Raw genomic sequence first — 20,214 nt, 5'->3', positions numbered from 1 at the left:
GAACATCAGGCTGCAACACAATCCGGTGGCTTCTAGGAACCTGCACAGGTAATACTCACGCAGCACCGCAGCCGCCTCAACCTTTCATCAGTGATCGGTCACGCTGGATGCTCATCAACAGGCCAAACGTAGCCAGAATCGAGACCATCGACGTGCCACCATACGAAATCAGCGGTAAGGGTACGCCAACAACAGGCAACATACCGGTGACCATGCCCATATTGACGAGGGCATAGGTAAAGAAGTTCATCGCAATCGCGCCTGCGAGCAGGCGGCCAAATAGCGTATTGGCGCTATTGGAAATCATCAGAGCGCGGAAAATCACCAGCAGATACAGAATCAGCAGAATGCAATTGCCGACCAGACCAAATTCTTCGCCATACACAGCAAAGATAAAGTCGGTGGTGCGCTCGGGGATAAAGTCCAGATGCGTTTGCGTGCCAGCCAGCCAGCCTTTGCCAAACCAGCCACCCGAGCCAATCGCGATGGTGCCCTGAATAATGTGGTAGCCCGCACCTAGCGGGTCTTCCATTGGGTTGAGCATGGTGGCGATCCGGCGGCATTGATATTCGTGCAGCACATTGATGCACATATCCCAATGCGTCACGATATAGGCAAAGACCGCAATGCAGCCCGACATCAGGCCAATAAAGCGCCACGACAGCCCGGCAAAAAACAGCACGTAAAAGCCTGATGAGGCAATCAAGAGCGAGGTCCCCAGATCGGGCTGCTTCAGAATCAGGATAAATGGCGCAGCAATAATCAGCGCACCACCGACAAAATGCCGCCAGTTCAGCGTCGATTCAAAATGGTGGAAATACCACGCCAGCATCAGCGGCAGGGCGAGGCGCATCAACTCGGAGGGCTGGATGCGCGTAATCCCGATATTGAGCCAGCGCGTGGCACCATGGCTGGTGACGCCAAAAAACTCGACCGCCAGCAGCAGAATCACCCCGACGATATACGCAGGCAAGGCCAGATGCATCAGCACGCGAGGCTGGATATTGGCAATGCACCACATGCCAAACAGCGAAATGCCCATAAAGGTGACTTTATCCATCACCTTGTCCAGATCACGATTGGACGCCGAATACAGCAGAACAGACGACACAATAAACAGGAAAATAATAAACAGCAGTAGCCACGGATCAATTGGCCGTTTGATGCGATCCCAGAGATGCTTAATCACGCGGCACTACCTCGGCTGATACGGTGGATGCTGGTTGCGGTGCAGATGCTTTGGCTGCTGCCGAAGCTGCGAGTGCAGCAGGATCTGGCGGCAGTTTGCCTGTCAGATAATAATCAAGCACTTTGCGCGCAATCGGCGCAGCAGCTTGCGCGCCAAAGCCGCCATTTTCAACGATGACCGCCAGTGCAATCGTCGGCTTGTCCGATGGTGCAAAGGCGATAAACCACGAGTGGTCGCGCAGGCGCTCCTTGATGGCGTTGGCATTGTATTTGGCACCTTTCAGGCTAAATACCTGCGCGGTGCCGGTTTTGCCCGCTGAAACATAAGGAGCGCCACGGAAAACCCCAGCGCCTGTACCCACGGTCATTACGCCTTCCATCCCGCGGATAACCCGTTCGATGTTGTGCGGCTTCCACGGCATGGTTTTGACCGGTTTGGGCTCCACAATCATTTTTTTGCCGGTTGCCACATCCAGAATCGATTGCACGGCGTGTGGCTTGAACATCACGCCACGGTTGGCCAGCGTGGCGGTCGCATGGGCCAGCTGCATCGGTGTGTAGGCGTTATAGCCCTGGCCAATCCCGATTGAGACGGTTTCACCGGAATACCATTTTTGCTGGGCAGGTTTTTTAAAGCGTTTTTTCTTCCACTCCGGGCTGGGCAAAATGCCTGGGCGCTCGCCGGGTAGATCGGCCCCGGTGGGCACACCAAAGTCGAGCATGGCCATTGATTTGGCGATATTGTCGATGCCCATTTGCACGGCCATTTGGTAGAAATAGGTGTCGGACGAGAGCGCAATCGAGCGATCGAAGCTCATCGAGCCGTAGCCGCCTTTTTTCGAGTCATTAAAGCGATGGCCGCCGTAAATAAAATAGCCGGGGTCGGAAATCACCTGATTCACAATCGGTGTATTAAGCTCCAGCGCGGCAATCGCCATAAAGGGCTTGAAGGTCGAGCCGGGCGGGTATTCGCCACGGATGGCCCGATTGAGCAAAGGCTTGTCGAGTGATTCATTGAGCTCGGACCAGCTTTGCGGGTCAATGCCATCGACAAACAGGTTGGGATCGAACCCCGGCTGCGACACCAGCGCCAGAATGCCGCCGGTACGCGGGTCAATCGCCACCAGCGAGCCACGGCGAGCGGCAAATTGCTGCTCGACCATTTGCTGTAGTTTGATATCAACCGACAGCGTCAAATCTTTGCCCGATTGCGGTGGTGTGCGTTTGAGCGTGCGGACTGCGCGGCCGCCTGAATCGATTTCGACCTGCTCAAAGCCAGTGATGCCGTGTAGGTATTCCTCGTAACTCTGTTCCAGCCCCAGCTTGCCGATGTGATCGGTACCGCGATAATTGGCCAGACGGCCATCGTCTTCTAGCTGCTTGATGTCTTTGTCATTGATCCGGCCGATGTAGCCGATCAGATGACTGGCCGATTCGCCCAGCGGATACTGCCTGAACAGACGTGCCTTGATTTCAACGCCGGGAAACTTATAGCTTTGCGCGGCAAAACGGGCGACTTCGTCGTCGGAGAGCTTGGTACGGATCGGCAGCGTTTCAAAATCTTTGGTTTCTTCCTGCAGCTTTTTGAAACGGCGGCGATCTTTAGGCGTGATATCAACAATGCCTTTGAGGCGGGTGATGGTTTCTTCTAGATCACCCACTTTGGATGGCGTGATTTCCAGCGTATAGGCCGAGAAATTGTGCGCCAGTACCACGCCATTGCGATCCCGGATAATGCCGCGTGACGGTGGAATCGGCACCAGTGAAATGCGGTTTTGCTCGGCCAGCGTCAGGTAGCGATCGTGCTGCATGACCTGCAGCCAGACAAAGCGGGCGACCAGCACGCCGAACATGGCCAGAATAAAAAACGCGGCAGCGGCCAGACGCACCTGAAAGGCATTGCGCTCGCCGTGCTGATTCATAACGACACGGCGATTCATCGGGATAAGCGTCCGTGTGCAAGCAAGTGACTGTACTTCATAGCTCGTCCGGTACGTCCTTGCGCTGGTACATAATCATCAGGTTCGATAGCGGTGGCCACAGAAAGGCCGCCAGCAGCGTACCGGCAAAATAGCCCCAGCCGATAAAGCTCGCGCCCATGCTCATGCGAATACCCAGCATGATGGCTTGCGATAAAAACAGCAGGGCGAGTGCCACCAGTGCCTGCTGCCAGAATGGAAATACCGCCAGCTGGCGTTGGCGCGACAGCGCCAGATAGGCGATGACGGTATAGGCCAGCGCATGCTGACCCAGCACATTGCCATCGGCCACGTCCATCAGTATGCCCAGCACAAACGAGCTGGCAATACCAAAGCGGCGTGGCTGATTGAGCGTCCAGTAGACGATCAGCAAGGCGACAAAATCAGGTGCAAAGCTGACGCTGCTGATTTGCCAGGGCAACAGATTGATCAGCAGAGCAATGATAAAGGAAAAGAAAATAAAGCCGCCCCCAACAGGGCGCAACATCTGGCGACTGATCGGCATTACTGTCCCTTTGGTTTGGGTGCAGGTGTAGTCTGCGGATAGGCTGGCAATGGTGCGGGCGCATTAAGCAGCAGCAGGAAGCGGTGCTGGTCGATCTGGGCCAGTGGCTGGCACTGGATACGGGCAAAGGCATTGCCCGCCGCGCGTTCAACCTTGCTCACTCTGGCCACGGGCAAGCCAGCAGGATAGATACCATCAATCCCCGAGGTCAGCAGAATATCGCCTGGCTTGATGTCTACATTGGGTGCCATATTGCGCACTTCCAGCGGGTTTTGCCGCCCGGTGCCATACACCACGGTGCGTAGCTGGTTACGCGCTACCAGCACTGGCACCATGTGTTCGCGGTCGGAAATCAGCCTCACTTCGCTGGTCATCGGCTGCACGCGGATCACCTGGCCGACGACACCACTGGCATCGAGCGCGATTTGTCCGGCGCTCACGCCCGAGCGTTGCCCTAGGTCAACAATCAGCTTGGCGCCAAAAGGATCGCGGCCATTGTATAAAATCTGCGTCAGCTGGCTTTGGCGCGGATTGCGCTCGTTGGCCAGTTTCAGCGCCCGCAGCTGGGCATTTTCTGCTTCCAGTGCTTTCAGCCGCATTTCCTGCGCCTGTGCGATTAGCTTGGCATCATTGAGCTGGCGGTTTTCGGCGATCAGATGGCTTTGCTTTTGCAAAAAGGCGCTGGCTTCGATGACCGCATTGGTCGGTGCAGTGGCGAGCCACTGCAGCGGATACAGCACGACAGAGACCTGCTCGCGCACGCGGCCAAGGAGCTGAAAGTAAGCGTCGCCAATAATCAAAGCCACTGACAGGGTTGAGAAAATCAACACCCGCGTGAGTGGCTTGGGGCCTTGCTTAAAGAACGTAGGTTGAGTGGCTTGCATGTCTTTGTGAGGAGTTAGGAGTGAGGTGTGAGGCGTTGTGCATCACACCCTCCCTTGTTCTGAATAAAACTGTGTTGAACGGCGCGCAAGGATGGCGCAGGTTTTACGCCTTGCCCCTTACACCTCACTCCTCACCAATCAGTCGTTGGTAAAGATGCCAATGCCGCCCTTGTCGAGCTTCTCCAGCGCTTTGCCCGAACCGCGCACCACGCAAGTCAGCGGATCTTCGCCCACGATCACCGGCAGGCCAGTTTCTTCCATCAACAAACGATCCAAGTCACGCAGCAATGCGCCACCGCCAGTCAGTACCATGCCTTTTTCGGCAATGTCGGCGCCCAGCTCGGGTGGAGTTTGTTCCAGCGCTTGTTTTACTGCCGACACGATCTGGTTTAGCGGGTCGGTCAGCGCTTCCAAGATTTCGTTGCTAGAAATCGTGAACGAGCGTGGAATACCTTCGGCCAAGTTGCGACCTTTCACTTCCATCTCGCGCACTTCAGCGCCAGGGAAGGCCGAGCCGATGCGTTTCTTGATTTCTTCAGCGGTGGTTTCACCGATCAGCATGCCGTAGTTACGACGGATGTAGTTGATGATCGACTCATCAAATTTATCGCCGCCCACGCGAACGCTGGATGCGTAAACGATACCGCCCAGAGAAATCACGCCCACTTCGGTGGTGCCGCCACCGATATCCACCACCATCGAGCCGGTGGCTTCTTCCACTGGCAGGCCAGCACCGATCGCTGCGGCCATTGGTTCTTCGATCAATTCCACTTTACGTGCGCCAGCGCCCAGCGCCGATTCGCGGATTGCACGGCGCTCTACTTGCGTTGAGCCGCAAGGAACGCAAATCACGATGCGCGGTGGCGATGAAAACATGCGGCTTGGGTTCACTTTCTTGATGAACTGCTTGAGCATCTGTTCGGTAATCGTGAAGTCGGCAATCACGCCGTCTTTCATCGGGCGCACTGCATTGATATTGCCCGGCGTGCGGCCCAGCATTTTTTTGGCTTCCGCGCCAACGGCCAGAATGGTTTTCTTGCCCGATGGGCCGCCTTCCTGCTGGATGGCAACTACGGATGGCTCGTCAAGCACGATGCCTTTGCCTTGCATGTAGATCAGAGTATTGGCGGTGCCCAAGTCGATGGCGATATCGTTGGCAAAGTAGCCGGAAAGAAGTCCAAACATTGCGAATCTCACGTGTCTATAGCGGTATAAAGCGGCATCAATCGGCGATGCTTTGCCCATCAATTCCCTGAAATTTGGTGTTTCGATGTTGCGTTGCGGCATTGGTACAGCGCACGTACATCTACTCTTGTTCCCGTTTTCAGCGCGACCAGCGCGCGGGTGGGAGAAACAAACCCGATATGATACCCTATTGTGTTGACGTTATTGAAGGTTTTACGGGGTAAATACGACCATGTCTTTGTCACAGGACGATGTACGCCGCATTGCACGACTGGCCCGCATTGCGGTCAGCGACGATGAGGTGCAAGAGAGCCAGTCTCAGCTCAATCAACTTTTTGCGCTGATTGAAGAAATGCGCGCCGTCAACACCGACGGTATCGAGCCGATGGCGCATGCGCAGGACGTGATGTTGCGCCTGCGTGAAGATGTCGCCACCGCCCCGAATCGCCGCGATGCCTTCCAGGCCGTAGCGCCCAGTGTGGAAAACGGCCTGTATCTGGTACCGAAAGTTATCGAGTGATTACGTGTGAGGAGTGAGGTGTGAGGTGTGAGGTGTAACCCGCAGCTGATGCCTGAATAGTGATGAACACTTTAAAACAGCAAATTGACGCACTCGCTGCCGGTACGACCACTTCGGTGGCGCTGGTGAGCGAATGCCTGAAACAGATCGCAGCGCACAATAGCCAATTGAACGCGCTGATTACGGTGGATGCCGATAAAGCGCTCGCCGTCGCCGCCGCCGCCGATGCTGCACGCGCAGCAGGCGACACACGAGCGATGTTGGGCGTGCCACTGATTCACAAAGACATCTTCTGCCACGAAGGCTGGAAAACCAGCTGCGGCAGCAAAATGCTCGACAACTTTATCGCGCCGTACTCGTCGCAAGTGGCTGAAAACTGCGACGCAGCCGGTTTTGTCGTCGTCGGTCGAGCCAATATGGACGAATTCGCAATGGGTTCGGCCAATGAAAATAGCTTCTACGGCCCGGTGAAAAACCCGTGGAATACCAAGGCCGTACCGGGTGGCTCATCGGGCGGCTCGGCCGCTGCAGTGGCGGCGGGTTTTGCGGCAGTCGCAACCGGCACCGACACCGGCGGCTCGATTCGCCAGCCCGCGGCGTTCTGCGGCATTACCGGCATCAAGCCAACGTATGGCATCGTGAGCCGTTTCGGCATGGTGGCGTTCGCCAGCTCGCTCGATCAGGGCGGCCCAATGGCCAAAACGGCGGAAGACTGCGCGCTGATGCTGAACGTGATGGCGGGTTTTGATGAGCGTGATAGCACCAGTCTGGAGCACGCCAAGGAAGACTACACCCGCGATTTGAATGCACCGTTAGCTGGCCTGAAAATCGGCCTGCCACGCGAATATTTCGCCGAAGGTTTAGATGCTGAAGTCGCCGCTGCAATCAAAGCTGCGGTAGAGCAATACAAAGCCTTGGGCGCGACCATTGTCGACATCAGCTTGCCCAATACCAAGCTCGCGATCCCCTCGTATTACGTCATTGCCCCGGCTGAAGCTTCCAGCAATCTGAGCCGTTTTGACGGTGTACGCTACGGCCATCGCACCGCTAAAACCGGCAATCTGGACGATATGTACGAGCAAACGCGCTCGGAAGGCTTTGGTGCTGAAGTGAAGCGCCGCATCATGACCGGCGCGTATGTACTCAGCCACGGCTACTACGATGCGTACTACATCCAAGCGCAAAAAATCCGTCGCCTGATTGCCAATGATTTCCAGGCCGCGTTTGAGCAATGCGATGTGATCATGGGGCCTGTGACGCCCACTACCGCGTGGAATATCGGCGAGAAAAACGCCGACCCGATCGCCGTGTATCTGGAAGACATCTACACGCTGGGCGTGAACTTGGCCGGCTTGCCGGGCATGAGCGTCCCCGTTGGTTTTGCGAGCAATGGCCACCCAATTGGTTTGCAGATTATTGGTAATTACTTCGCCGAGGCCAAAATGCTCGGCGTCGCGCACCAATATCAGCAAGTCACCGATTGGCACTCACGCGCGCCGCAACTGTAAACGGAGCAAAGCATGGGCTACGCACAGACTGAATCCAAGATCACGGCCGAGCAGTATCTGGCTCACGAGAGCTTGTCTGAAGAACGTCATGAGTATTACGACGGGCTGGTGTATGCGATGACGGGTGGAACCTCGGCACACAATACGCTGGCACTGAATTTGCACCGTGCTTTGTATCCGCACTTGAAAGGTTCATCTTGCCGAGCGTATGTGAACGACATGCGCCTGCAGGTGGCTACAGCGAATTGCTATTTTTACCCTGATTTGGTCATCACCTGCGAGCCAGTGCAAGCCAAAACCACGACGCTGGAATCGGCCAAAGTTATCGCTGAAGTACTGTCGCCCTCGACCAGTAGTTATGATCTGGGGAAAAAATTCGCAATTTACCGCCAGCTCGATTCTTTGCAGGAATATGTGCTAATTGATGGTGAGTCCAGATACGTGCAGGTGTATCGCCGTACAGATAATGGAGAATGGATCTTTAAAGGCTATACCCCAGAGGAGACTTTGCATTTAGCCAGTATTGATTTTTCCGTGACGCTTGCCGACTTGTACGACGACACCGGAATCGAGGCCTGATTGATGCAGCAGACGCCGGGCATTGCGCACTACGAAACGCTGACCACCAGTGCGTGGCCAGCGCTCGCTAGCGAGTATCTCGATGGCTGGGTGCTGCGCTTTGCACAGGGCTACACCAAGCGCGCTAATTCGGTCACGCCACTGTGGCAAGGTGATTTACCTATGCTGCAAAAGCTCGACTATTGCGAGCTGCGTTACCAGCAGCAAGGTTTGCCTGTGGTGTTCAAGCTCACGCCTGCTTCGCAATCGCTCGATGAGGCGCTCGCTGTGCGTGGCTATCAGCTCGTCGATCCAAGCTCAGTGCAAACCCGCCCACTGCAAGCGGGTGATTTTGCCTTCGATGCCGCAGTGCAAAGCAGCGATACGCTGAGCGAAGCGTGGTTTGCACAATTTGTCGCGCTGAATAATGTCTCTGCCGCTCATCAAAGTAGCGCACGGCAGATGCTGGGCAGCTACGCTTGCCCGACGCAATTTGCCACTTTGTATCACGAAGGCAAAGCAGTCGCGTGTGCATTGGCGGTCGTGCAATTCAATACCGTACTCCTGTATGACGTGGTAACCCTTGCTGGACAACGCCGCCAAGGCTATGCCCGCCGTTTGGTTGGGCATTTGCTCGCTTGGGCGCAAGCGCAAGGTGCGGAAAAAGCAGTGCTGCAAGTTGTCGCCGCCAACACGCCCGCGCTCGCCCTCTATGCCAAACTCGGGTTTATTGAACAATATCCTTACTGGTATCGCCGTCAGCCAGTTTGACGGACAACATTAAAAATAGAGAGACACACCATGAAATGGGAAGTCGTTATCGGGCTTGAGGTTCACACCCAGCTCACCACGAAATCAAAAATTTTCTCCGCCGCCAGCACGACTTACGGCGCTGAGCCGAACACGCAAACCGCGGTAGTCGATATTGCGCTGCCCGGCGCTTTGCCGGTGATGAACCGCGCGGCGGCCGAAAAAGCCATCCAATTTGGTTTGGCGATTGGCGCGAAGATCAATCGCAAATCCATCTTTGCGCGCAAAAATTATTTCTACCCTGATCTGCCCAAGGGCTATCAGATTAGTCAGTTTGAGCTGCCGATTGTTGAAGGCGGCGCGATCACGATTCAGGTGCAACCGGCCAAGGGTGATCCGTACGAAAAAGTCATCAACCTGACTCGCGCGCATCTGGAAGAAGATGCGGGTAAATCGGTGCACGAAGGCTTTCATGGCGTATCGGGCATTGACCTGAACCGCGCAGGCACGCCGCTGCTCGAAATCGTTTCCGAGCCAGAAATGCGTTCGGCCGCCGAAGCCGTGGCCTATGCCAAAGCCTTGTATAGCTTGGTCACGTGGATTGGTATTTGCGATGGCAATATGAGCGAGGGCTCGTTCCGCTGCGACGTCAACGTGTCAGTGCGCCCCGAAGGCCAAAAAGAATTCGGCACGCGCCGCGAAATCAAAAACCTGAACTCATTCAAATTCATCGAGCAGGCGATCAAGTACGAAGTGCAATGGCAGATCGACGAAATCGAATCGGGCCGCAAAATCCAGCAAGCCACCATCCTGTTCAACCCCGACACGGGCGAAACACGGATGATGCGCAGCAAGGAAGACGCGCACGATTACCGTTACTTCCCCGATCCAGACTTGCCACCACTGGTGATCAGCGAGGAATGGATTGACCGCGTTCGCAGCGAACTACCCGAGTTGCCTGTGGCGATGCAAGCGCGCTTCGCGACGCAATACGATCTGTCTGAATACGACGCGCGGATGCTCACCAGCAGCAAAGATCTGGCCGCCTACTTTGAAGCCACCGTTGCCGCTGGTGCAGACGCAAAACTCGCCGCCAACTGGATCATGGGCGACATCTCGGCCACGCTGAATCGCGAAGAAAAAACGATTAGCGATAGCCCGGTATCGTCTGACGCGCTGGCTGGCTTAATCCGTCGCATTTCGGATAACACCATCAACAACAAAACCGCCAAAGACGTTTTGAAAAAAATGTGGGAAAGCGGCGATGCGGCTGATGTGATTATCGAGCGCGATGGTCTGAAACAAGAAACCGACACCGGCGCGATCGAAGCGATTGTTGATGCGGTACTCGCGGCCAATCCGAAAGCGATTGAGGAATATCGCAGCGGGAAGGAAAAGGCGCTGAACGCCTTGGTCGGCCAAGTAATGAAAGGCTCAGGCGGCAAGGCCAACCCGGGAATGGCGTTGGAGTTGTTGAAGAAGAAGGTGGGGTAACAATCCTATACTAGGCAGTGCAGAAAATGGCTCTGCCTATTTTTAAAATATATCTAGTTGGATTATTTATGCCTGAGTTAATAGATGTGCCCGCACCTGGTGTTGGGACTGCGATTCGTGGTGGAGTTATTCTTTATAAGTATCGCTCAGATATCCAAGCTTACTGGAAAAAGCTTCAAGTCATGCTTGGTCTCGGTCGGGTTAATGTTGTAGTAACGGGGCGGGCTGGATCGGGAAAATCTTCATTAACTTCTCTATGGCATGGTGAAGCAAATGATTTAGCATGGGTTTCCCCTGTTGCCGCGTCTACAGATGTAGAGATTAAACCAATTTCAATTGGTGACTGGACTAAAATTGTTCATGTTATACCGGGGCAAAATAGTCGCGAGCGGATTTTAGGTATGGAGGTTGCTTTTGCCTCGAAATCTTGTGCAGAAGGCGTTGTTCATGTCGTTGATTGGGGATATACAACAATCCGCACGTCAGCCAGTGTGAGTGCATTAATGGCTGAGGGTGTGGATACAATCGATAAATTGCGTAGTGTTAATTTGCAGAAAGAATTGAATGAGTTCTCGGAGGTTTGCGAGCGTATACGAAATGCCGCAATTTCAGGAGGTTTACCAAAGTGGCTCGTAATTGTAATAAATAAGGCTGATTTATTTTTTAATGATTTGGCTAAGGCTGAGAGTTATTATAGTCCGCATGGAAATAGTGCGTTTTCTAAGATTTTATCAGAGAAACTTACTGGCGTGATTGGTGCGGCTAATATTAAAATTGAGGTTGTGGCCGTTAGTTCGCTTACAAAAAAATACAGTTGGAATGGTGTTGAAATATCCCCCCAAATAGTTGATGTTGATTTGCATCGTAGCTATTTGCGTAGTTTTTTTGATACCGTTGCGCATGTTGCAAGGTAAGAACATTGCAATTTAATGGAGTTGATAAATGAATAATGCAACTGAAGATATTGAGCAGCTGCTAGTTCTTGCCGAGCAAATTGCAAAAAATATCAACGATATTAGGGTTGATATATCTAGATCATTTCAGAAGGCTCTTGCTTCTGTGATTGGGTTTTATTTTTTTCTTTTGCTCTTTGCTTTTTCTATTTCCTACCTCAAGTCTGATGTTTTTTCTCATTATCGTCCATTTGTATACATTGGTTTTTGTTTTGTGATTGGCTCTAGCGTTGGCTATGGAATGAGAATGTATGTTAACTTGAAAAGACGTAAGGATGATTTGATTGTTGAAAAGGCTATTTTGAGCAAAGTTGTGCAAACAATTGATGAGTGTAAGGTTTTGCTGAGTGATCAAATCATCAAGAGAACGATTTTTGATACTCGTTTGTCTAGGGTAGAATTATCATTAAGAACCCGTGGATTTTACTTTTGGTGAGCCGTGTAGCCGTGTAGGGCGGGTCGTGACCCGCGCTGATTGATGTCTGTGAATTCGGATGCTGATTGGCGGGTTACGCCTTCGGCTAACCGCGCCCTACGGTGTTTTGCTTTACCTGCAACATTCAATCCACGCGCATTGGCGGCTGTGCGCCGCGGCACTTACTTCTCTTGCTTCGCCAAGAGAAGTAAGCAAGAGAAGGCGACCCGGGCGAAAAGCGCTCCGCGCTGCCCTTGCTTCGTCGTGAGCCAAACAAAAGGCCGTTTGTCTCTCTCCTTGCTGCGGTTTTCGCTACACGGGAAACCAAGCCCCAGCTTCACCAGCGCGGTAAATACTGGCGGCAGCCTTGTAGGGCGGGTCGTGACCCGCGCTGATTGATGTTTGTGGTTTCAGAGGCTGATTGGCGGGTACGCCTTCGGCTAACCGCGCCCTACGGTGTTTTGCTTTACCTGCAACATTCAATCAACGGGCATTGGCGGCTGTGCGCTGCGGCACTTACCTTTCTTGAACAGCCAAGAAAGGTAAGCCAAAGAAGGCCGCCCCTCATCAAGTTTTGCTACGCAAAATGCCCTCGCTGCGGACAATCGGCAAGGCGGCGGGCTTTAACAAAACAGAGCCCGCCGAAACCCCTTGCCGCTTGCTCCTCGCTCGGCTTGATGACAGGGGAAGCTGCGCAGACCGACGATTTCGGTGTATACATGCCAGGGTTTTGCTCTGAAGATTAATTCTGAATTGGTTTTGGCTGATATACCCCATTGCTAATTAGAACGGATTGCCCGTGGAGACGCGCCGTTTGAAAAATGGCCGTCAGGGTTTTAAGCCGCGTAGTGTTTGAGCGTTGCGACGCTAGCGCAACGCGAGTTGTAGCGGCGCCCTGACGGGCTTTTTTCAAGCGGGGTTTCGCGGCGATCGGGCGCGTTAGGGTTGCAAGGGGCAAGGCAAGACTGCCCCTTGCTCGTCCGGCGGGCGAAACCGCCGGTTCACCGCCTGCGCAGCAGGCTTTGCTTGCAACAACGCATTTACCTTGGATTGGCGGCTGTGCACCGCGGCACTTTCTTGAACGGCCAAGAAAGGTAAGTCAAAGAAGGCCGCCCCTCATCAAGTTTTGCTGTGCAAAATGTTAGCCTTAGGCCACGGCCTACGCTAAGGCAACAAGTTGCCAAGCTCCGTCACGCCTCGCTGCGGACAATCGGCAAGGCGGCGGGCTTTAACAAAACAGAGCCCGCCGAATTCCCTTGCCGCTTGTTCCTCGCTCGGCTTGATGACAGGGGAATCCGCGCAGACCGACGATTTTTGCATATACATGCCTAGGTGTTGCTCTGTATGTTAGATCCAGCATGATTTCAAGGAATATACCTGTCGGGTCGGCTTTAGCCGACCTTTTTTGCTTTGGCTGGTCGGCTGAAGCCGACCCTACCATTGCAGCTAATTAGAACGGACTGCCCGTGGACGCGCGCCGTTTGAAAAATGGCCGTCAGGGTTTACCGCCTGCGCAGCAGGCTATCTCCCGCGTGATTAAACAATCTGTGCTGTGTGCAGATAAAAAAACCGCCCATCCGGGCGGTTTTTGCTTTTGGTGCTGGCCAGAATTACAGCTTGAATCGCCGTACCACGCCGTGTAGTGAGCCGGCCATCTGGTTGATGCCAGCTAGCGTTTGGCGGGTTTGCTGCAGGGCTTGGTCGGTGGTGTTGACCTGCTGGCTGATGCGCTCGGATACCTGGGCGATCTGCTCGGTGGCGAGCGATTGCTCGCGGGTGGCGGCGGAGATTTCGTTGATCTGGGTGAGTACGCCTTGCATTTCCTGCTGCATGGCGGCGATGCGGGTGTTCACGTCGCCCACCATCTGGCGGCTTGATTCGGCGCCGCTGGCGGTGGCAGTGGTGCGCTCGACGGCCTGGGCGGTTTCGTCGCAGATTGAGCCTAGCAGTGTTTCGATTTCTACCGTGGCGCGGGCGGTGCGCTCGGCCAGGCTGCGCACTTCGTCGGCGACCACGGCAAAGCCACGGCCTTGCTCGCCGGCGCGGGCGGCTTCGATGGCGGCGTTCAGCGCCAGCAGATTGGTCTGGTTGGCGATGTCCTTGATCACATTGGTGATGTTGTTGATCTGCTTGGATTCGTGATCCAGCCGGCTGATCGATTCGGCCAGCACATGCAGCGTGTTGCCCATCGCGTCGGTGCGCTGCTGCATGGTGTTCATCGCTTGCGCGCTGCTGCGTGCGCCTTCGTCGGCGTGGCTGACTGCGCGTTCGACCTCATGGGTGCTGTCGGCAATGTGGGCTATGCTGACGGTCACTTCCTCGATGGTGGCGGCGGTTTCGGAGACCAGATCGGCTTGCGAGCGCGATTCGCGGGCCAGATGATCGACCACTTGCTCAATCGCCTGCACGCCCTGATTCAGGCGGGTGCTTTCGGTTTCTACCGTGCGGATTTGCTTGTGCAGCTCGCTGATAAATTGGTTGAACGCGGCGGCGATGCGGCCGGTTTCGTCTTGCTGGCGATCATCGAGGCGGATGGTTAGATCGGCTTCGCCACTGGTGAGCTGGCGCATGGCGGCCAGCAGACGATCCAGCGGGCGGGTTACCACATTACCCAGCCAGAATGAGACGACGATGGCGATCAAAATCAGAATCAAGCCAGTGCCAGCTTCCTTGATTAACAAGGTTCGCAAGGTGGTTTTGACGGCACTCAGGTCGGCATCGGCCACTGCGACAATCGTGGTGCCGTTGGCGGTGCGAAACGGCAGGTAAATCGAGCGGAAGTCGCCGTAGCTGCTGCTGTATTCGGCCCAGCTGAGCTTGCCCTGATTCAGTGCGGCCAGTAGCTCAGCATTCGGCGTTTCGTACACTTTGAGGTATTGCTCGGCATTCGGGTCACGCTCTTCTTCGGGCGAGAGCGAAGACAGCACATAGTGCGGTTTACCGTCTTTTAATACAAAGCTGTAGACATAAGGCAGGCCGAGCGATTCGGCAAAGCGGGTCAGCTTGACGCTTTCGGCGCGCATGGCTTTCAGATCGGCGCTATCGCGGCCAGTGAGCTGGGCGTGTACTTGCTCCGGAACAATAAAACGGTAGCCATTGGCGGCGGCGGTGAGTTTGCCATCTATCGCTTCAATGGCGACAGCGCGGGTTTCAAAGTAGCTGAAGATACAGAACGTCACCACGGCCAGCGAGGTGAGCAAAATCAGTACCAGCCGTATTTTAGCTTTAAGTGTTTTCATGACAGTAACCGGGCAGAAAGTAATGACCCATCTTATCCCACTGGTAGTGCAAATTTAATCAGGGATGTCGAGATGTGTTTTATTTTCGCATTTTTGATGAAAGCTGCCATGCGGCGGTATTGTCGAGAGAGATCGTCGAGCATGGTAGGGTCGAACGTGGCACTGCACGCAGGCGGCTTTTTAATTAAAATCGCGGCATTCGATTTCTACGGTCCGTCTGATCATGAGCCATGTCTGTATGAGCTGCGGCGCGTGTTGCGCCAGCTTTCGCGTGTCCTTCTATTTTGGCGAAAGCGATGCCGTACCCGGTGGCACGGTGCCCAATGCGCTGGTCGAGCCAGTGACGCCTTTTTTGGTGGCGATGCGCGGCACCAATCAGCCGCAGCCGCATTGCACGGCTTTGCAGGGCCGGGTGGGCGAGGCGGCCAGCTGTGGCATTTATGAGTTGCGCGCTAGCACCTGCCGCGAAGTGGACGTGGGCGATGAGCGTTGTAATACCGCACGTGCGCGTTATGGACTGCCGGCGATTGATGAACACGGGGTACCGACGCCGGATGCTTGCGCCTGAGATGTCGCGCTTTATTGCAGATGTCATCTTGGGCTGCTAAAACAGGGTTTTCGATTGCATGGACGAGGTATCAGATGACGACAACTGGCGAGCAGTTTGATCCGCAACTGGATCTTGCTTTTGAGCGCGAAGTCCCTTTGCCACCCGAGGCGATCTGGGCGGCGTGGACCCAACCCGAACATCTTGTGCACTGGTTTACGCCCGCGCCATGGCGTACCACCGAGTGCCAGATCGATTTGCGCCCTGGTGGGTTGTTTCATACCGAAATGAAAGGCCCGGAGGAAGGGCAGCAGTTTTCCGGTGTCGGCTGCTATCTGGACATCATTCCCCAGCGCCGTCTGGTCTGGACCAATGCCTTGCTGCCCGGTTTCCGGCCCAACCCGTCGTTTGCCGATAGCAGCTGCGGTGATTTTCCGTTTACCGCCACCATCGAGCTGACGCCAACACCGGGCGGCACGCTATACAAGGCGATTGTGACGCACCGCGATGCCGACGGCCGCGCGCAGCACGCGGCAATGGGGTTCGAGGAAGGTTGGGGCAAGGCGCTGGAGCAGTTGGTGGCGCATATGCAAGCGGCCTGATTGCGCTTGCTGCAGGCTGCGGCTAGGCTGAAATCTCATCGCTTAGCCGGAGGCCTGCACCATGTCCGAACCCATGATCACCCAGAAAGCACCGTATGTTGTCGACGTTGAAGCCGGAAAAACCTACCACTGGTGCGCCTGTGGCCATAGCCGCACCCAGCCCTTCTGTGATGGCTCGCATCGGCATACCCATATGAGCCCCATCAAGTTTGTCGCCGAAATCAGCGAAACGGTGTACCTGTGCGGCTGCAAGCACAGCGAATCCAAACCATTTTGCGATGGCACCCACGCACACCTGTAAGTCGCAGCTGGCGGGCATTCGCTGCAATCCGCTCCCATCCGCTCCCATCCGCGGCCAGCCGCACGGTGGCGCGCACTTGCCGTATCATGCGCACACTCGGTTTGCGTGCCCGTTTCAGCGCCTTCCCTTTGAGCGCCTTTCTTTTGTGAGTTGTCCGTGCTGATTTACCGTTCCGACCAGTATCCCTTGCCGCTACCTGCCGGGCATCGTTTTCCGGCTAACAAATACCCCATGCTGTATCAGGCTGTAGCCCAATTTGCCAATGGCTTGCTGGTTGATACCCCTGTTATTAGTGATGAGCAGCTTCGGCAGGCACATACTGCTGCCTATGTGCAAAAAGTCAGCGATGGCGCATTAAGCGCCGCCGAGCAAAGGGTGATCGGCCTGCCATGGTCGCCGATGCTGATCGAGCGTTCACGCGCCTCGACCGGCGCTACGCTGGCGGCCTGTTGCAGCGCATTGGCACAAGGCTGCAGCGTTAGCCTGGCGGGCGGCACGCACCATGCGTTTGCCGACCATGGCAGTGGTTTTTGCGTGTTTAACGATAGTGCGGTGGCGCTGCAGTGCCTGCGGGCCGAAGGCGCAATTGAGCGTGCATTGGTGATTGATCTGGACGTGCATCAGGGCAATGGTACGGCCAGCATGCTGGCCAGCGAGCCGCAGCTGTTTACTTTTTCCATGCACGGCGCGAATAACTATCCGTTTGACAAACAAAGCAGCGATTGGGATATCGAGCTGCCCGATGCTTGCGACGATGCATTGTATCTGGCCGAGCTGGCGGGCGCTTTGCCGCAGCTGTTTTCGCTGGCGCAGCCTGAACTGGTGATTTATCTGGCGGGTGCCGATGCCTACGCGGGCGATAGGCTGGGCAAGCTCAATCTGAGCATGGCCGGTTTACTGGCGCGCGACGAGATGGTGATGGATTATTGTCAGCGCTTTGGCGTGCCGCTGGCAATCACCATGGGCGGGGGTTACGCCGAGCCGATTGCCGATACGGTCGCGATTTACGCGGCCACGGTGCGCGCTGCCGTACAACGTTTTGCCTGAACAACCCACAGGAGTGAAGCAATGAGTGATGATCTGGCTGCCGATCTGGCACAAAAATGCGAAGCCTGCCGCGCGGGCGCGCCGCAAGTGAGCGACGAAGAGCTGGCGTTGCTGATCCGCGCCATCCCGGATTGGACGCCGGTCGTCGTTGACGGCGTGCTGCAATTGCAGCGGGTGTATCAGTTCAACAATTTTGCCCAGGCCTGGGCGATGTGTGACCGCGTGGCGGCGCTGGCCGAAGACGTTGGCCATCATCCGGCGTTGCTGCTGGAGTGGGGGCAGCTCACCGTGAGCTGGTGGTCGCACAAGATCCGTGGCCTACACCGGATGGATTTCGAGCTGGCAGCCAAAACGGATCGCCTATTTACACCTTAATCCCATGATTTACGGGGTTGAAATAAAACAGGCCAATACCTTTATGGGTATTGGCCTGTAGCTATTCTAGTATTTGGCTTGTAGCCATATACCCTAATTAGCGTGGCTGATAAAGCACTTTGCTGTCGCGATTAAGCCAGATCGGGTCGGTCAGTGTTTTGAGCCCCATGCCGCGCAGTTTGGTTTGCGTGTCGGTCGTTACCGCAATGCCCCACTGGGTAAAGAACGGCGTCAGATCATAGCCTGCGGCGCGGCTCGCTTCGATGACGAAGGCTTGGGTCTCTGCAGCATCGGTCGTTGGGCGTTGTGCGGCGCTCATATTGCGGTAGCTGGTACCAACCTTGGCGTAGAAATCCTTGCCAAAAGCCAGGTCCAGCTGCCAGAACATCGTGGCGCGGACAAACAGATCGCTTTGCGTCGCAAAATCACGCGTGGCCTGATTCAGATAAGCAAAAGTTTTGGTCCAGGTGCCCTGGGTTTCATAGCGCGAAGGCTGACCCAAACCACGTTGCACATAGGCCGAAGACAGATTCACTGTCACTTCGGTCTGGTCTTTCCAGGTGAAAGTGCTCATCTGGTATTGATGACCCAGCTCATGCCAAGGGCCCCAGCCGTCAGTTTTGAGCTTTTTGCTATTGAGTACCGAGCCAATTGCAGCGTCATCCGATGCCGAAGCCATGCGGTATTGCCATGCATACATCCAGCCATCGTAAGGCGCCAGCTCAACAAAGTGGAAGCGGTGCGGCGTCGGGTTATGCGGGTAGGTGTTGCCCGGTTTGATGCCGTATTGTTCGTCTTCCAGACGGACGATTTCATCCCATAGCGTCATCAACGCCACCGGATCATCAACGTGGCGCATCGCTTTGGCCAGGCTGGCGGTGAGCATCATGCGTGTGCTAACCAGCTCGGCGTACGGCGCATCGCCATTCTGGCTGAGCATTTTGAGCCAGTCGTCCTGCGTGTGCTGGCCCAATACAAAGCGCGGCATCACGCGGCCACCCGAAGCCAGCTCGACTTTGAGTTCGCCATTGGTTGGCGTATTGAAGGCGGCAACGTACACGGCGGCTTTCACGTTGGACACAATGCTGTTACTACCGACATTGAGCTTCACTTTTTGCGCGGTGTCGTAGTTCCAGGTGTCATCGTCGATATTGTGCAGCCAGATTTCCGGCTGTTTGTTCGGCGTGCTACCGGTGTAGCTGTAGTTCACCAGCAGTACATCGCCAGGCTGCACCCAGTAACCCGTCGATTGGAATGGAGAGTGGTTAAAGCTGCGCAGCTGCGCGGCGCGCAGGGTGCCAATATCGCCTGGCTGTTCCAGTGTCAGGCTGCGTGGTGGAATCAGGCTGCCAACCGGGGCGGGCGTTGCGCTTGGTTTAGGCGTGGCCGTTGGTGCGAGCGTTGGCGTTGCTGTGGGTGCAGCAGTGACGACAGGTGTCGGGCTAGGTTTGACCGTGATCACTGGCGTCGCCGTTGGTTTGGCTGTGGCAGTCGGGGCTGCGGTTGGTGCTGCAGTTGGGGCAGGCGTCGCGACAGGCTTGGCTGTTGCAGTCGGTGTTGCAGTGGCCGCACTGATTTTGCGCCACACGCCAAAAGCGCCCGATGCACTTGGCACGTCACCGCGTGTCCACCATTCATTACGATACAGCTCGCCTTGATAACTCACGACATTGCCTTTCTCGGCATAGGTGGTGGCTGGATTCCACGCATTGGCCGTGCTGCCCGCTGTGCTGATAGGTGTACTGGTGGGGGCTGCGCTGGCAGTAGGTTTAGGGCTGGCTGTCAGGGTTGGGATCGTAGTCGGTTTGCTGCTTGGTGCAGCAGTCGGCGCGCTGGTTGCAGCGACTTGGCCGCTGACTGTGCGCCATACACCCCATGGCCCGCTGCTGGCCGGGTTTTCGCCCTTGGTCCACCAGCCGTTGGTATACAGTTGCCCCTGATAGCTCACAATCTGGCCAGGCTCGGCGTATACGGTATTGTTATTCCATTCTGTGGCAGCGTGAGCAACGCCAGCTTGGACGATGATTGCGGCCACGAGGCCCGCTTTAGAAAAGAAATTCATTGCTCCTCCAGAGCTATTTTTTGTTTGCGCACAAGTTTCTGTTCATGTGTCTGGCATACAGCAGCGCGAATTTACCAGAAATATTAGGAATTAGTGATGTGC

General features: G+C 55.4%; 19 protein-coding genes. 12 read left to right on the top strand and 7 right to left on the bottom strand.

The window, feature by feature from the left end; all coding sequences use genetic code 11:
* Window positions 1-76: 76 nt before the first annotated feature.
* The 5 genes from rodA to ABHF33_RS06100 all read right to left on the bottom strand — a co-directional run bounded on the left by rodA (window position 77) and on the right by ABHF33_RS06100 (window position 5,741).
* Window positions 77-1,189 carry a rod shape-determining protein RodA gene (gene rodA / locus ABHF33_RS06120; RefSeq protein WP_348946081.1) on the bottom strand — a complete coding sequence of 371 codons (1,113 nt, stop codon included), beginning with the start codon at window positions 1,187-1,189 and terminating at the stop codon, window positions 77-79.
* The gene (gene mrdA / locus ABHF33_RS06115) at window positions 1,182-3,128 is read right to left on the bottom strand and encodes a penicillin-binding protein 2 (RefSeq protein WP_348946080.1); all 1,947 of its coding nucleotides are present in this window, start codon (window positions 3,126-3,128) and stop codon (window positions 1,182-1,184) included. The genes rodA and mrdA overlap by 8 nt, the downstream gene beginning before the upstream one ends.
* Window positions 3,129-3,165: 37 nt before the next feature.
* Window positions 3,166-3,672, bottom strand: a complete 507-nt coding sequence (mreD, locus tag ABHF33_RS06110) for a rod shape-determining protein MreD (protein WP_348946079.1) — start codon at window positions 3,670-3,672, stop codon at window positions 3,166-3,168.
* The gene (mreC, locus tag ABHF33_RS06105; RefSeq protein WP_348946078.1) at window positions 3,672-4,556 is read right to left on the bottom strand and encodes a rod shape-determining protein MreC; all 885 of its coding nucleotides are present in this window, start codon (window positions 4,554-4,556) and stop codon (window positions 3,672-3,674) included. The genes mreD and mreC overlap by 1 nt, the downstream gene beginning before the upstream one ends.
* A gap of 138 nt (window positions 4,557-4,694) precedes the next feature.
* Window positions 4,695-5,741, bottom strand: coding sequence for a rod shape-determining protein (locus ABHF33_RS06100; RefSeq protein WP_157670678.1), 1,047 nt, complete (start codon window positions 5,739-5,741; stop codon window positions 4,695-4,697).
* Between the two features lie 232 nt (window positions 5,742-5,973).
* Between ABHF33_RS06100 and gatC the strand changes: the two genes are divergently transcribed.
* From gatC to ABHF33_RS06065, 7 genes are read left to right on the top strand one after another with little or no spacing between them, the layout of a single operon-like run.
* Complete coding sequence (gene gatC, locus ABHF33_RS06095; RefSeq protein WP_157670677.1) at window positions 5,974-6,261, top strand: Asp-tRNA(Asn)/Glu-tRNA(Gln) amidotransferase subunit GatC; 288 nt, start codon at window positions 5,974-5,976, stop codon at window positions 6,259-6,261.
* Between the two features lie 56 nt (window positions 6,262-6,317).
* On the top strand, window positions 6,318-7,769 hold the full coding sequence (gene gatA / locus ABHF33_RS06090) for an Asp-tRNA(Asn)/Glu-tRNA(Gln) amidotransferase subunit GatA (RefSeq protein WP_348946604.1): 1,452 nt from the start codon (window positions 6,318-6,320) through the stop codon (window positions 7,767-7,769).
* Window positions 7,770-7,781: 12 nt separating this feature from the next.
* Window positions 7,782-8,348, top strand: a complete 567-nt coding sequence (locus ABHF33_RS06085; RefSeq protein WP_348946077.1) for a Uma2 family endonuclease — start codon at window positions 7,782-7,784, stop codon at window positions 8,346-8,348.
* A 3-nt stretch (window positions 8,349-8,351) separates the two neighbouring features.
* Window positions 8,352-9,098 carry a GNAT family N-acetyltransferase gene (locus ABHF33_RS06080; protein ID WP_348946076.1) on the top strand — a complete coding sequence of 249 codons (747 nt, stop codon included), beginning with the start codon at window positions 8,352-8,354 and terminating at the stop codon, window positions 9,096-9,098.
* Window positions 9,099-9,113: 15 nt separating this feature from the next.
* Window positions 9,114-10,571, top strand: coding sequence for an Asp-tRNA(Asn)/Glu-tRNA(Gln) amidotransferase subunit GatB (gene gatB / locus ABHF33_RS06075; protein ID WP_348946603.1), 1,458 nt, complete (start codon window positions 9,114-9,116; stop codon window positions 10,569-10,571).
* A gap of 26 nt (window positions 10,572-10,597) precedes the next feature.
* Complete coding sequence (locus ABHF33_RS06070; protein ID WP_348946075.1) at window positions 10,598-11,485, top strand: GTPase domain-containing protein; 888 nt, start codon at window positions 10,598-10,600, stop codon at window positions 11,483-11,485.
* A gap of 28 nt (window positions 11,486-11,513) precedes the next feature.
* Entirely contained in the window at window positions 11,514-11,960 is a 447-nt protein-coding gene (locus ABHF33_RS06065; protein ID WP_348946074.1) for a hypothetical protein, read from the top strand.
* A gap of 1,589 nt (window positions 11,961-13,549) precedes the next feature.
* Here ABHF33_RS06065 and ABHF33_RS06060 read toward each other — a convergent pair.
* Entirely contained in the window at window positions 13,550-15,178 is a 1,629-nt protein-coding gene (locus ABHF33_RS06060) for a methyl-accepting chemotaxis protein (protein WP_348946073.1), read from the bottom strand.
* A gap of 223 nt (window positions 15,179-15,401) precedes the next feature.
* Here ABHF33_RS06060 and ABHF33_RS06055 point away from each other — a divergent pair, with 223 nt between their 5' ends.
* From ABHF33_RS06055 to ABHF33_RS06035, 5 genes are all read left to right on the top strand, one after another.
* Entirely contained in the window at window positions 15,402-15,746 is a 345-nt protein-coding gene (locus tag ABHF33_RS06055) for a YkgJ family cysteine cluster protein (protein WP_348946072.1), read from the top strand.
* A gap of 74 nt (window positions 15,747-15,820) precedes the next feature.
* Window positions 15,821-16,327, top strand: coding sequence for an SRPBCC family protein (locus tag ABHF33_RS06050; RefSeq protein ID WP_348946071.1), 507 nt, complete (start codon window positions 15,821-15,823; stop codon window positions 16,325-16,327).
* A gap of 61 nt (window positions 16,328-16,388) precedes the next feature.
* Window positions 16,389-16,628, top strand: coding sequence for a CDGSH iron-sulfur domain-containing protein (locus ABHF33_RS06045; RefSeq protein WP_157670137.1), 240 nt, complete (start codon window positions 16,389-16,391; stop codon window positions 16,626-16,628).
* Window positions 16,629-16,784: 156 nt separating this feature from the next.
* A complete protein-coding gene (locus tag ABHF33_RS06040; RefSeq protein WP_348946070.1) occupies window positions 16,785-17,675 on the top strand; it encodes a histone deacetylase family protein in 891 nt (296 codons plus the stop codon).
* A 21-nt stretch (window positions 17,676-17,696) separates the two neighbouring features.
* Complete coding sequence (locus tag ABHF33_RS06035) at window positions 17,697-18,050, top strand: 4a-hydroxytetrahydrobiopterin dehydratase (RefSeq protein ID WP_348946069.1); 354 nt, start codon at window positions 17,697-17,699, stop codon at window positions 18,048-18,050.
* A gap of 97 nt (window positions 18,051-18,147) precedes the next feature.
* Here the strand turns inward: ABHF33_RS06035 and ABHF33_RS06030 are convergent, their stop codons facing one another.
* Window positions 18,148-20,112, bottom strand: a complete 1,965-nt coding sequence (locus ABHF33_RS06030) for a M60 family metallopeptidase (protein ID WP_348946068.1) — start codon at window positions 20,110-20,112, stop codon at window positions 18,148-18,150.
* Window positions 20,113-20,214 lie beyond the last annotated feature (102 nt).

The sequence above is a fragment of the Chitinibacter sp. FCG-7 genome (genome assembly GCF_040047665.1).
GTDB lineage: Bacteria > Pseudomonadota > Gammaproteobacteria > Burkholderiales > Chitinibacteraceae > Chitinibacter > Chitinibacter mangrovi.
This window is presented reverse-complemented; position numbering and strand designations above follow the sequence as displayed.